The organism is Micrococcales bacterium, from assembly GCA_016703125.1.
In the GTDB taxonomy this organism is placed as follows: domain Bacteria; phylum Actinomycetota; class Actinomycetes; order S36-B12; family UBA10799; genus JADKAV01.
Map to the genome: position 1 here is coordinate 106,076 of JADJCR010000004.1, position 14,098 is coordinate 120,173.

Below are 14,098 nucleotides of genomic sequence, written 5' to 3' on the forward strand. Positions count from 1 at the left end.
ATCGCCGGACTCCCTTCCTTGCGGTGCGTACCCGGCAAGGTTACGCCTGACCGCCGGGATCGGCAACGGGGTTTCCGGCAACGATGGCCAGCAGTTCATCGGCGTGTGCAGCGACCACGCTGCGCTGGATGCCGCGCACCCCCGCCAACTCCTTGGCGTCCGACGGCCGGGCGCGGGCGATACCGATCAGCACCGCGTCCGTAGCCACCAGGAACGCGGGCACGGCCTTCCCGGTCTCGCGACGGCGTTGCTCCACCACGGCGGTCCGCCACCCGCGCAACTGCTCGACGAGGTCCATCGACACCTCTGCCGGACAGGTCCGGCACGTGCCCAGGGCACGCTCGACCCCGCTGCTCAGACGCTTGCCGCACACGCGGCAGCCCTGCGCCTTCGCCGCCGTCCGCGCGCGAGGGGCGACGACCCGCTTGCCGGCGGGCAGGAAGCGGGAAGGCTCCCGCTGGTCGCGGCGGGAGCCACTGCGGGCGTACGACAGTTCCACTGCGTCGCGGGCACGGGTCACCCCAACGTAGAACAGTCGCCGCTCCTCCTCCAGGTCGACGAACTCCCCCTGGTAGCGCAGCGGCAGGCCCCCCTCGTACAGGCCGGGCATGAACACCACATCCCACTCGAGCCCCTTTGCCGAATGCAGCGACGACAACGTCACCGCCTGCGCGACCGGCGCGTCGTCGTTCAGCGCGCGATCGTCCAGGTCGGCCACGAGGCTTTCCAGGGACTCGTGCGAGCGGCCCAGGGCCACGAGGGCGGCCAGTGACTCCCACTCCTCGCGCTGGCGCTGCCCCAGCGGAGGGGTGGGCGCGTATCCGACCGGTTCGAGGGCCGCAGCCACTCGGTCCGCGACGTCACCCTCCCCGGGCTGCTTGGCCGCCACCCGCAGCAGGGACACCGCCCGCTTGACCTCCGGGCGCTGCATGAAGCGTGCCGTGCCCCGCACCGTGTAAGGAATCCCCGCGGCCTGCAGTTCCCGCTCGAAACGCGCTGTGGCTGAGTTGATGCGCACCAGGATCGCGATCTGCTCGGCCGGCACATCCTTGAGCAGCCCGCGGATACGGTCGACCACCGCCACCGCCTCGTCGAGTTCGGTGTCGAAGACGCTGGTGCGGACCGACCCCGCCGTGTCCCGCTGCGAGGCCAGCGTCAGCCGCCCGCGGGCATCACCCTGCGCGAGCACGGTGTTGGCCAGATCGATGATCGACCGGGCACAGCGATACGAGCGGGTCAAGCGCAGCGTCAGCGCCTCAGGCCACCGCGCACCGAAGCCCAGCAGGTAGTCGCTGCGCGCGCCGGCGAACGAGTAGATCGTCTGCGAGGGGTCGCCGACCACGCACAGCTCGTCGCGGTCACCGAGCCATCCCTCGATCACCTGCTGCTGCAACGGCGAGACGTCCTGATACTCGTCCACGGTGACCCACCGGCACCACTGCCGGACCTGCTCGGCGACGGTGAGGTTCTCCCGGATCAGCCCGGCGTTGAGCAGCAGGATGTCCTCGAAGTCCACCACCCCGGCCGCATTCTTGACGTCCTCGTACTCCTGGTACACCTCGCCGAGCCGCTCCCCGAGCACTCCGTCGGAGGGTGCCTGTTCGGGCGCCAGACCCATGGCCTTCGCCCGCTCGATCTCGCCGGTCACATCGCGTCGTCCGGAGTCGTCGAGCCGGATCCCGCGGTTGGCCAGCGCCGTGATCACCAGCGGGATCTTTGACGACTGCACGCGCGGCACGGACCCCCCGACCGTGCGCGGCCACATCCACTGCAACTGGCGCAGCGCCTCGGAGTGCACCGTGCGCACCCGGACCGCGTCGACCTCCATCTGCCGCAGTCGCCGGCCGAACTCCCCCGCCGCCCGGGTGGTGAACGTCACCACCAGAGTGCGCCGTGGATCCATGGCGCCGGTCTCCACGCCGTAAGCGACTCGGTGGGTCAGCGCCCGGGTCTTGCCCGTGCCGGCCCCCGCGAGGACGACGACCGGACCGGACACCGCCTGGGCGACGGCACGCTGCTCCGGGTCGAGTGGGGCCAGGATGTCTTCGGGCTGCACGGTTCCGATCCTCACACCCCGGTGCGACACCGCGTCGGCAGCCCTGTGGATCGCGTGGGTCAGCGGCGCCAGGTGTGCGGGATCGGCGCGCCGTACCAGTCGGCGATGAGTTGATGGGCGACGGAGATCCGGGGCGGGATGCGCACCGTGCCCTCCTCGGCGGCGGCCCGGAACGCCTCGCGGCTGAACCACGCCGTCTGCGTGATCTCCACGCCATCGGGCTGCGAGTCCTGCGCGTGGGTGTGTGCCGTGAACGCGATCATGATCGAATTCGGGAAGGGCCACGGCTGGCTCGCCCGGTACGACACCCGGTCGACGGGCACGCGCACGCCGGCCTCCTCGAATACCTCCCGCACCACCGCCTGTTCGAACGTCTCCCCGGGCTCCACGAACCCGGCCAGCGTCGAGTACCAGCCGGGCGGCCACTCGGCCCGACGGCCCAGCAGCGCCCGGTCCTCGTCGTCGACGACCAGCGTGATGACCGCGGGGTCGGTGCGTGGGAAGTGCTCGGAGCCGTCTCGCGGGCAGCGCCGGACCCACCCCGCCCGGATCACCTGCGTGGGCTCGCCGCAGCGGGAGCAGACCGGGTGGGAGGCGTGCCAGTTGTCCAGCGCGACGGCCGTCAGCGCGGCCGACAACCCGGTGTCGTCGAGCCCATCGGCGAGCGACCGGATCTCCTGCGTGGAGTCGGTGCGGGTGCGCAGCGCGAACCACGGAACCCGGTCCACCGTACCCAGCAGGATCGCGTCGGCGGGGTCCGCCGACACCTGCGCGTCCATGTCGACGTGACCCTTGTAGACCGCCACCAGGCGGCGCTGCGGGTCCTCCCAGAGCTCGCGCACCCGGCCGGGATCACTGCGTGCCGCCTCATCGCGCTCGAAACGATCGGGTTCCGCGGTGGGCCACACCAGGCAACGGTAACCCCTGTGTCAGGATGGGCGGGCATGGGCGACTTCATCCGACAACTCACCGGCGTACGCTTCGTCGCGGCCGCGTGGGTGATGCTCTACCACTTCCAGCCGGCGCTGGCTGCCAGCGGCGTGCTGGTACCCGTCCTGCACGAATTCCTGCGTCTCGGGTCGGTCGGCGTGGATCTCTTCTTCGCCCTCTCCGGGTTCATCCTCACCCACACGTACCTGACCCGGCTGGGTCCCAGGATCAGTTGGTCGGGCAGCCTCAACTTCTGGTGGTTGCGGCTGGCCCGTATCTACCCGGTGTACTTCGTGATGCTGAATGTGGCCGGGCTGGCGGCGCTCGCGCAGGGGGTCGTGACCGGCGAGGGCCGGCGGGACTGGATGACTGTGCCGTCCTACCTCAGCCAGGTGCTGATGATCCAGGAGTGGGGGCCCAACCCGCAGCGGGGCTGGAACTTCCCGGCGTGGTCGCTGTCCATGGAGTGGCTGGCCTACCTGTTCTTCCCGCTGCTGGTGTTGCTCCTGTGGCGCCTGCGCGACCGCTTGGGTCCGGCGGCGCTGGCCGGTCTGGCGTTCCTGAGCCTCACCCCGCTGCTGTACATCGGCCTGACCCGGGACTACGACCCCTTCCTCACGCAGAACTGGGCCAGCACGGTCCGCATCGCCACGGAGTTCACCGCCGGCAGCATGACGTACCTGGCGGTGCGCAAGTGGCAGAACAGCGCCCGCGCTGGACAGATGGCCGCCGTCCTCGCGTGGGTCATCCCCGTCGTCATCGTGGTCATCGCCGTGGTGATGGGCAACATGTCGGGACTGCAGTGGCCGGGCCTGCCCGACGAGGCGCCCCGGGGCTACGTGATCATCATCCCGCTGCTCGTACTGTGGCTGGGCAGCCTCGCCCTGAGCGATGGCGCCCCGTCGCGATTCCTCAGCACGCACAAACTGGTCGTCGGCGGCTTCATCTCCTACTCGCTGTACCTCATCCACATCGTCTGGTTCGGACTGTGGCGCGCGGGCATGCAGTTCGTGGGCATCGAGGGCGGTCCGCTGTACCTGCTCAGCACGCTGTTCCTGATCGTCTCGACGGTGGGCCTGGCCTACTTCATGTGGCGACTCGTCGAGGAGCCGGCCCGCGAATGGATGCGCAGCAAGGTGGGGGTGCGCAAGGTCCCCACCGAGGAAGCCGGGGAGCAGACGCGCTAGCCCCATGAGCACCCTTCGCGTCGGCAGTTACAACATCCTGCACGGCATGCGCGTGCTCGGCGGTGCACGCGAGGGCGACACCGATGCGTTGCGAGCTGCCGTCGCTGCACTGGATGTCGACGTGCTCGGCATGCAGGAGGTCGATGCCGCGCAGCCCCGTAGCGCGATGGCGGACCAGACCGCCGTCGCCGCCGACACCCTGGGGGCCGCTCATTGGCGCTTCGTGCCGACCGTCGTCGGCACTCCGGGCCCGGCTGCGGACTTCCGGGCGAGCACCGCCGACGACGTGGCAGCGGCTGCGCGCGGACAGTTCACCGCACCGCTGTACGGCGTCGGGCTCGTGAGCCGGATCCCGGTGCGCGAGTGGCGGCATGATCATGCCTCCGGCGCCCATGACACTCCCGCTGCTCGTCCCCGGGAACCCGCGCCCGCGCATCCTGCGGGTCCCGGACGAACCCCGGGCGGCGGTGGCTGTGGTCCTGGACCTGCCCACCCCCGTGACCGTTGCCACCGTTCACCTGTCCTTCGTGCCGGTGGCCAACATCCGGCAACTGCGCCGGGTGCGCGACTGGCTGGCGACCATGCCCCGGCCCATGGTCCTGCTCGGGGACTTCAACATGCCCGGGCGCATCCCGGCAAGGGTGACCCGCTGGCACCAGGTCGAACTCGGCCCGACATACCCGGTCTTCCGGCCACGGGTCCGCTTCGACCACATCCTGACCGACGGCTTGCGTGCCACCCGCGCGGACGTTCACCCGCTGCCGGTGTCCGATCACTGCGCGGTCACCGCAACGCTGTCGGTCTGAAGGTCGCGCAGGACCTCCGCGAGGGCGTCCTGGTCGAGCATCGGGGGGCGGACGACCTGACCGTCGCGTACGTACACGAAAGCCGTGCGCACCTGCTCCACCGGCACCCCTACCTGCTGGGCCCAGCCCAAACGGTAGATCGACAGCTGCAAGGGGTCGGCGGTCTGGTGCCGGTTGGTCTTCCAGTCCACCACCTCCCAGGTGCCGTCCGCGTGGCGATACACCGCGTCGATCACCGCGCGCACCACCATCCCGGACACCCGCAGGGCGATCTCGACCTCCGTGCCGTCCGGGGTCATCCGGGCATATTCGGTGCCGAGGTAGCCCTCGATCAGCGCCGCCAGTTCGGGATCACCGGCCAACTCCGCGTCCTCGGCCAGGTCCCACTCGGGGATCAGTGTCAGCTGTTCGGCCGACGCCGCGACCCACTGGTGGAACGCCGTGCCGCGCACCGCTGACGCCGGGGTGATCCTGGGCATCGGGCGGGCCAGATCGCGCGCAAGGGCATCCGGATCGGCCACTGCGCGCATCAGCAGGGAGGCACTGAGCACCGCGGGCAGCTCCACCTCCCCGACCGGCTGCGACTGTTCGTACTCCCGTCGCACGACTGCTTCGATGTCGGCGTCGAGACGCGCTAGTCGCTCCGACTCCGCGAGGGTCAGCATCCCCGCCTCGCCAGTCGGCGCGCTCACATCCGCGTACACCTCCTCCGCCGACGGCCACTGCACGTCACCGGTGGCCAGTGCGGGTGCGGCGTCCGCCGGTTGCTCGACCCAGGGCGCGCACTCCACCGCGGCGACCTCAGCCACCGTCGTCAGGTACTGGCTCGCAGCGCGCAGCCGTCCGCTGTGCGACCAGTGATGCCCCGACACGAACAACTGCTGGCGCGCCCGTGTCAGCGCCACGTAGGCCAACCGGTTCTCCTCCCACGCGTCGTGCTGGGCGTACTGCTGCTTCAGGTTCTTCTGGGCGTCCCGGAAACCTCCGGCGAACACGCCGCCGGCATCGGTCCAGCCAGGAAGGGCGGGCAGCCGGTCTCGGTCTCCGCGCAAGGCGTGGGGCAGGACCTCGTAATGCGTGGTCCACAGCGGTCGACCCTGCGACGACGGGAAGATTCCCTCGCACAGTGCGGGCACGAAAACGCAGTCCCACTCCAGGCCTTTGGCCCGGTGGACGGTCATCACACGCACGACCTGCCCACGGATCGGGAAGTCGGTGTCGGGGGTCTCGTCCAGACTCTCGGCGAAGGCCAGCCAGCGCAGAAAGGCCGACACCGACGGGTCGTCATGCGCGGCGCGATAGGCCGCTATCACGTCGAACAGTGCCGCCAGCCCGTCGATGCGGGAGGCCGCATCGGGGCCGAGACGCACCTCGACCGCCAGGCCGCTGATCTCCACCACCCGGTGTGCGGCCTCCTCGATGCCGGCCACCAGCGCAGGGCGCATGGTGTCGAGATGGGCGGTGAACCGCCGTAGGCGCTCGCGCGCCTCGACACTGACGTGCGGGCCGGGATCGTAGACGGCCTCGAGCAGGCTGACCACGTCCACGGGATCCACCTGGGCCACGGCGTCCCTGAGTGCCGCCGGGAAGTCCGCGTCGTCCTCACCGGTCCTGCCGCCCACCAGGTCGCGGGCGCGACGCCCGAGCACCGCCAGATCGTTGGGACCGATGCGCCACTGCGGTCCCGTCAGCAGCCGGACCAGAGCCGCACTGTCCGCGGACTCCAGTACCCGCAGCATGCACAGGACCTCGACCACCTCCGGCTGATGGAGAACCGAACCCAGGGACGCCGCCGCCGTGGGGATGCCCGCCTGCCGCAGCTCCAGCGCCACCAGTCGGACGAATTCGTTCGTCCGGCACAACACGGCGATCTCGTCCGGGCACTGACCAGCGCCGATCAGTTCCCGGATGCGGTCGACCAGCCAAGCGACCTCGTCGCGCCAACTGTCGTGCAGTGAGGCGAAAACCTGCCCGCTGCCAGCCCCACCCGCCTGCAGGACGTCGACGCCGGGATGCTGGGCGCGCACGTCGGCAGCTACAGCGTTGGCCGCGTCCAGGATCACCGACCCCGAGCGGCGGTTGATCGTCAGAGTGGTGGCAGGCGCCTGCCCGACGGCAGTGGCGAAGTGCTCGCGGAAACCGTCGATATTGGCCACAGATGCCCCCCGCCATCCGTAGATCGCCTGCAAGGGGTCGCCGACCGCCGTCAAGGGATGGCCGTCGGCGAAGAGGTTCTGCAACATCAGCCTCTGTGCCACGGAGGTGTCCTGGTACTCGTCGACGAGTACCACGGCGAACCGTTCACGCTGGTCGCGCCGGACCTGTTCCACCTCGGTGATGGCCACAGCCAAGCGCATGAGGTCGGCGAAGCTCACCACAGCGTCGCGAGCCCGATCGGCCCTGACCTCCTCGACCACCTGCGAGACGAGCAGTCGCTTTCGCGTCGCGGCGAGCGCGTCGCGCGCCGGGGCGCCGGGCTCGTCGACCAACGCCTCGAGAAGACGCTGATCGTGCGCGCGCAACGCCTCCGGTGTGACGAGGTGTTCGGACAACTCGTCGTCAAGGCGCGCGACCCGATCGCTGACCGTGCGGATCACGGCGGTCCCGAGATCCTCGCAGCGCACCCGACTGGCCGCGACGGCGCGATACGTGCGCACTGCGAGATCGGTGGGACTCAGCAGCGCCGCGGACGGTTCCGCGCCGACCAGGAGGCCCCACTGCGACAGCAGGTCCATCGCGAAGGCGTGGTACGTCTGGATCGTCGGCTCAGCGGTGTCGTCGTGCCCCGGTTCCCGGATCTGGGACAGCAGCATCCGGATCCGGGCGGCCAACTCACCGGCCGCCTTGTTCGTGAACGTCAGGCCGAGCACCTGCTCGGGCCGGACCGCACCCGAACCGACGAGCCAGACCACGCGGGCGGCCATCACTGCGGTCTTTCCCGAACCGGCGCCGGCCAGCACGAGCAGCGGGCCATCCAACGGGGCACTGATGGCGCGCCACTGTTCGTCACTGGGCGTGAAACCCAAGATCTGCGCCAAGTGCTCAGGGGTCACGGCCGCACCTCCGCGCCACGCGGGTCGGCCGGACACGAGTCCGCCACCAGGCAGGTCCGGCAGCCGTCGGCGGGACGGGCGACCGCGATCTCGGCCCGCAGCCCCGCCGCGGCAGCGTCGAGGATCTCCGGGAGCCACGACAGATCCGGATCGTCCTGGCGCATGACCCGCGCACCGGGCTCGTGCTGTCCCCGGGGCGGGTCATCGCGCAGGAACAGCAACTGGGCGATCGCGCGGCCCGCGTCCCCCAGGCCGCCGAGTTCGGCGACCCAGCGGTACAGGCCCATCTGTAAGTGTCCGGCGGCCGCTTCCCGGGTGATCTTCTTGCCCGTCTTGAAATCCGTGATGACGGTCTGGCCCGCCACCCGGTCGAGGCGGTCCACCGTGCCGTGCACGCGCAACGACTCCCCCGAAGGCAGGTCGACGTCCTGTGAGAACTCGGTCTCCGCCCCGATGAACTCCCCGGGCGTCTGCCGCAACCAGGCGATCAGCCGTACGGTTGCCTGCTGCGCCTGATCACGCTCGAAACGCGACTGCCAGCCCGGTTCGTAGCCAACCGCATGCCACACGGAGTCGAGCACGCGTTGCACCTCCGACTCATCGGGGGGCAGATCGCCGGCAGCGATGGCCTGCGCGCACAGATGCAGCAGATTGCCGAACGCCAAGCGCGTGGTGGTGGTCTGCGTCACGGCGGTCCGCTTCTCGAAGAACCACCTGCGCGGGCACTTGACGTAACTGTCGATACCGGACGCCGAGATCGGCAGCGGTGCGTCCGGGTCGAACCAGGGCGTCGGGTTCCTGGTCCAGGGCCGGTGTCCCCACCAGGTGTCCGGATCGGCCCAGGGGAAGACGTGCTGGCCGCGTGCGTCTGCGACCTCGCGCAGGTCCTGGAGTCGTTCCCAGACCGAGGCGCGTAGCGCCGGGGACGACTGCGGGTCGGTCAGGATCTGGCGCAACCCGGCCACCACCCCCACCGGTGTGAGCGGGCGGCCGGGGCGGCCGGGCACGGACACCACCGGCGTGGTCCCGGCGGCGAGTCCGAGGTAGGTGGAGGGGGTCGGGCCGTCCTGGGTAGTGCTGTCGACCGCAGCCACCAGCAGGGCGCGGGAGGCGCGCGTGCACGCCACGAAGAACAGTCGTCGCTCCTCGAGCATCCGCTGCTCGCGCCACCCGGCGTCCGGTGTCCGCCCGAACAGGGCCGCGCGTGGCCGCAGATCCGGCCATAGACCCTCCTGCACGCCGGCGATGACCACCAACGGCCACTGGCTGCCTTTGGCCCGATGAGCGGTCAGCAGCCGGACGGCCTCCCGGTTCCACGACTTCTGCAGGTCCGGTGCCGCCGGTATCACCTGCTCGTCGAGTTGGGTGAGGAAGTCGGCAGGTGTCCGCACCGACTCGAAGGCCCGGTCCATCCGCTCAGCATGGTCGAACAGTTCCATCACGGCGTCGAGCGCCTGATTGGCCTCCCGCGCCCGCCGGCCACCGGCCAGCGCCTCCCGGCGCAGATGGTCCGGCCACGACGTGGCCCGCCACACCAGGTCGAGGATGCGCGCCGGCGAAGCCCCGCTCGCCGCAGCCTCGCAGGCCCGCTCGACGATCCCTGACAGGGATACCACCGGCTCGGCCAGCACCCGGTCCACGCCGTCCACGGCGGCCGGGTCGCGCACCGCATCGGCGATCAACTGGTGCGACGACCCCGGCGCCGCATCCCCCGCCTCAGCGGCTCGCCGGCGCACCTCGCGACCGAGCCGAGCCACCCGCCGGGCGTCGAGCCCGCCGAGCGGGGAGCACAGCAGAGACACGGCGCGCTCTGCGGTCAGCCCGCCGTCGACGTCCCCGGCGACGCGCAGCATGTCCAGCAACGGACGCACCGCCGGCGTCGAGGCCAGTGGAAGGTCGTCCCGGGCGATCTCCACCGGGATCCCCGCCGCCGCCAGCGCCCGTTGCAGTACCGGCAGGTCGCGGCGACCCGACCGGACCAGGATCGCCATGTCCGACCAAGGCAGGCACAGGCCGGGGAACACCTCGGAGGCACCGGCATGCACCCGGCGCAGTTGATCCGCCAGGTGATCTGCCTGTGCCGCCTCCGACTCGAACACCCGGAAGGCGGTCCGGCCCTCCGGGTCACCGGCGGGCTGCGGCGACCGGTGCGAGATGACCGCCTCCATGCCCACTCCGGGCAGGGCGTTCTTCGGCACCACCCTGGCCGCCACCTCTGCGATCGCCGGGCCGAACCGACGCGTCGCGCCCAGCGCGATCGTGGTACAGGAAGGCAGCCCGAATGCCTCCTCGAACCGCAGGATGCCGTCGGCGTCGGCCCCCCGGAAGCCATAGATCGCCTGATCCGGATCGCCCACCGCGACGACCTGGGCACCATGCGCGGCCAGTTCCCGGAGCAACACGATCTGAGCAGGGTCGGTGTCCTGGTACTCGTCGACATAGATCGTGCGCAGTTCGCGCACCGCCCGGGGGGCATGCCAGCGCGCCACGTCGGTTGCCCGGGCGATGAGTTCGGCGTAGTCCACGGTGCCTGCCAGTCCGAGGATGTCCAGGTATTCCGCATAGACCCCGGCCGCCCCGCTGGTCAACGGCTCGTCGGCCACCACCTCCCCGGGGGAGGCTGCGCGCGCCTGCGCCCCGCTGATGAACCCACGCATCTCCTCTGTCAGACCGCGGCTGTGTCGAGCCGCCTCGAGCTGGGCGGGCAAGTGCCGTGAGGTGCGCAGGATGTCGCGCAGCACCGTCTCCTGCTCGGGAGAACCCATCAGCCGGATGTGCGGGTCGTGCGCCTGGACCAGGCGCAGGGCCAGTGCGTGGAAGGTGGTGGCCACTGGGACCGGGCCGTCGCCGGTGGTCAGCCGGGTCCGCAGCTCGCGGGCAGCGAGCCGGCCATACGTCAGCAGCAGGATCGACCCTGGGGGCTGTCCGTCACGGATGCGGCGCTGGACGGCCTCGACGATGACGCTGGTCTTCCCAGTCCCGGGTCCGGCCAGGACTCGCAGATTCCCGTGTTCGTGTTCGATCACCGCCCGCTGCGCGGCGTCGGGGACGAACCGCACAGCGCGCGCATGCGGACGCCGCAGTCGAATCCGGTGAGCCATGGCCACAGCACACCACAGGGGTGCGACAGGCTCTGGGACGGACTGCACCCACGGGGGAGGTCACGTGCCGCTGTCACCGTCGAGGGGCGGGCGCCGCGTCTGACACCATGCAGGGGTGACCAATGGCGACTCCTTCCCCCAGGAGTCCGGACCCGCGGGCGCCCCGCCGGGACCGGATGGTGCCGGCGATCACCCCACCGTGCGCCTCGGCGCCACGCCCGGCCCGGACACCATGGACGCCACCCGGTCACTGCAGAGCCCGGTGGCCCCCGAGCCGGTCCCGGAACCCTGGGTTCCGCCTGCGACCCCGGTCGACGAGGAACGCGTTCATGCGCCACCGCCGGCCCCACCGGCGCGCGATCCCGACCTGGAGACAGTCGTCATCGAGGCCGACGTCATCCCACGCAGGCTGCGACGACCCATCGATCTGTTGCGACTGCTGTCCGCGTTCGGCTTGGCAGCGGTGATCCTGGGCGTGGCCTACTTCGCCTCCGCGGCGGCGGCCGGCCTCGAGAGCGACCTCACGAAGGCCTCGGACAGCATCCCGGGTGTGATCGTGGTGGCGGCCAACGTGATCGGTCTGCTCGGTGTGCTGGTCCTGCCGATCGCTGCGGCGTTCGACCTGATGATCCGCCGGCGGGGCCGGATGCTGGCCGAGGCACTGGCCGGACTGGTGACCGCCGTGCTGCTCACCTCGGCCATCGCCTGGGTGATCACCCGCTACCCGAACCCCCGCCTGCTGCTCACCCTCACCGGGCAGGAGACGCCTGGCCAACTGCCGCCGCTCAATGCGATCCTGGCCGGACTGGTCGCTTTCATCACGATCGCCCGGCTCATCGAGCGCCCCCGGTTCGGCCCCGTGTCCATCGTGGTCGTGGGGGCCATCGTGCTGGCGAACATCGTCACCGGTGGGACCACCGCCACCGCACTGGCCCTGTCGATCCTGCTGGGGTGGGTCGTGGGCCTGGCGATGCGTTACTTGTTGGGAACTCCGACCACGCGACCGAGCGGCTTGGCCGTCGCCACGGCGTTGGAGGAGGTTGGATACCCGGTGACGGTTCTGCGCGCACACCGGGAATTCAGCGCGGGCCGCCGCTACGTCGCCACCACCCGCGGCGGGGAGACGCTCAACGTTCTGGTCCTCGACCGGGACCTTGAGGGCGCCGGCGTGGCGGCCAGTATCTGGCGCACGTTGCGGGTGCGAGACGACAGCACGCCGTCCCGGCTGAGCATGCGCAGGAGGCTGGAACGCACCGCTCTGCAGGCCTACGCCGGTCAGGCAGCGGGCGCCCCCACCCCGGAACTGCTCGCGGCCGTCCAGGTCGGGGAGGACGCTGCCCTGCTGGCGTTCCCCCGCATCGACGGCCGGACATTTGCCGAGATCGGGGCGGAGCTCACCGACGCGGACCTCGACAACGCCTGGCGTGCCGTGCGGAGCCTGCACGACCGCGGGATCACCCACCGCTGCCTGACCGCCGGCCATCTGTTGCGCGACGACACGGGCAAGGTGTGGCTGTTGCACCCCGAGGACGGGTCGGTCGCGTCCAGCGACGTGGCCCAGCGGGTGGATCTGGCCGAGTTGCTCTGCACTCTGTCGCTGCTCACCAACCCTGACCGAGCGGTCGCGTCCGGGCAGCGCGTGCTGGGGCCGTTGCGCCTGGTCAAGGCCCTGGGGGTGCTGCAACCCATCGCCCTGTCATCGGAGACGCGCAAAGCCATCCGCCGGCGCAAGGACCTGCTGGTACAACTGCGGGATCTGCTCCTGGAGATGTCCCCGAACCCCAATCCCGAACAGGTGGAACTCGAGCGCCTGCGCCCGCGCATGTTGCTCACGGTGGTGGCCGGCACCGTGGCCGGCTACATCCTGTTGACGCAACTGGCCCAGGTGAACCTGGCAACCCTGCTCACCGATGCGAACTGGGGGTGGGCGTTCGTCGCGCTGCTGCTGTCAGCACTGACCTACATCGCCGCCACGATGGCCCTCGAGGGGTTCGTGCCCGAGCGCCTGCAGTTCCTCCGGACCTTCCAGGCGCAACTCGCGGCCTCGTTCGCAACGCTGATCTCGCCGCCCACTCTGGGTGCGGTCGCCGTGAACCTGCGGTACCTGCTGCGCGCTGGGGTCCACCCGGCGCTGGGGGCCGCCAGCGTCGGCGTGTCGCAGGTGATGGCTTTCGTCGTGCACATCCTGCTGCTGCTGGCGTTCGGCGTTGTCGCCGGAACGCGCCAGGAGAGCGATTTCACGCCCCCGTCCTGGGCCGTCCTGGTCCTGCTCGGCGGGCTGGCGACCGCGGTGTTCCTCCTCTTGATGCCCTGGACCCGTGCCTGGATCACCCGCCGCATCCGGCCGATCTTCCAGCAGGTCGGGCCGCGGTTGCTGACGCTGCTCCAGCAGCCGCGCAAACTCGGGATCGGGATCGGTGGCATCGTTCTGCTGAACCTCGGCTACATCGCGTGCCTGGTCGCGTGCGTGTGGGCCTTCGGCGGTTCGGCTCCCATCGCCGCGATCGCAGTGGTCTATCTCGCAGGGGCGACGATCGGACAGGCCGCGCCCACCCCCGGCGGTCTGGGCGCGGTGGAGGCTGCCCTGTCCGCGGGTCTGACGGCCGCGGGGATCCCCGGCGGACTGGCGGTCTCCTCGGTGCTGCTGTTCCGGCTGATGACTTTCTGGCTGCCGACCGTGCCCGGCTGGTTCGCCTTCAACTCGCTGCAGCGCAACAACCTGCTATAGGTGGGCGGGCGCGCCCCCGCGATTGCGACGAAGGTACCGGCCCCCCGACCCCGGGTGCGACGATGGTGCGCGATCCCGACCCCCTGACCCCGCACCATTGACACAAACCAGCCCCACCGGGCCGCACCATCATCACAATGGGTCCCGAAGTGGGCGCGCCCCCGCGATTGCGACGAAGGTACCGGCCCCCCGACCCCGGGTGCGACGATGGTGCGCGATCCCGACCCCCTGACCCCG

General features: G+C 70.7%; 7 protein-coding genes. 3 read left to right on the forward strand and 4 right to left on the reverse strand.

Annotation, left to right across the window (positions count from 1 at the left end; all coding sequences use genetic code 11):
* Window positions 1-40: 40 nt before the first annotated feature.
* A complete protein-coding gene (locus IPG68_07260) occupies window positions 41-2,041 on the reverse strand; it encodes an ATP-dependent DNA helicase UvrD2 (protein ID MBK6763076.1) in 2,001 nt (666 codons plus the stop codon).
* 74 nt (window positions 2,042-2,115) lie between these two features.
* Entirely contained in the window at window positions 2,116-2,835 is a 720-nt protein-coding gene (nudC, locus tag IPG68_07265) for an NAD(+) diphosphatase (GenBank protein MBK6763077.1), read from the reverse strand.
* Window positions 2,836-3,000: 165 nt separating this feature from the next.
* On the opposite strand from nudC, the gene IPG68_07270 reads away from it, so the two are divergent.
* Together IPG68_07270 and IPG68_07275 are read left to right on the forward strand one after the other, a co-directional pair.
* The gene (locus IPG68_07270; protein MBK6763078.1) at window positions 3,001-4,173 is read left to right on the forward strand and encodes an acyltransferase; all 1,173 of its coding nucleotides are present in this window, start codon (window positions 3,001-3,003) and stop codon (window positions 4,171-4,173) included.
* A gap of 371 nt (window positions 4,174-4,544) precedes the next feature.
* Window positions 4,545-4,979: a hypothetical protein gene (locus IPG68_07275; protein ID MBK6763079.1), complete on the forward strand. Its 435-nt coding sequence runs from the start codon at window positions 4,545-4,547 to the stop codon at window positions 4,977-4,979.
* Here the strand turns inward: IPG68_07275 and IPG68_07280 are convergent.
* Both IPG68_07280 and IPG68_07285 read right to left on the reverse strand, forming a co-directional pair.
* Entirely contained in the window at window positions 4,946-8,032 is a 3,087-nt protein-coding gene (locus IPG68_07280; GenBank protein ID MBK6763080.1) for an ATP-dependent helicase, read from the reverse strand. The genes IPG68_07275 and IPG68_07280 overlap by 34 nt on opposite strands.
* Window positions 8,029-11,133: an ATP-dependent helicase gene (locus IPG68_07285; protein ID MBK6763081.1), complete on the reverse strand. Its 3,105-nt coding sequence runs from the start codon at window positions 11,131-11,133 to the stop codon at window positions 8,029-8,031. Before IPG68_07285 ends, IPG68_07280 begins: the two co-directional genes overlap by 4 nt.
* A 115-nt stretch (window positions 11,134-11,248) precedes the next feature.
* On the opposite strand from IPG68_07285, the gene IPG68_07290 reads away from it, so the two are divergent.
* Window positions 11,249-13,861, forward strand: a complete 2,613-nt coding sequence (locus tag IPG68_07290) for a flippase-like domain-containing protein (protein ID MBK6763082.1) — start codon at window positions 11,249-11,251, stop codon at window positions 13,859-13,861.
* Window positions 13,862-14,098: the final 237 nt, after the last annotated feature.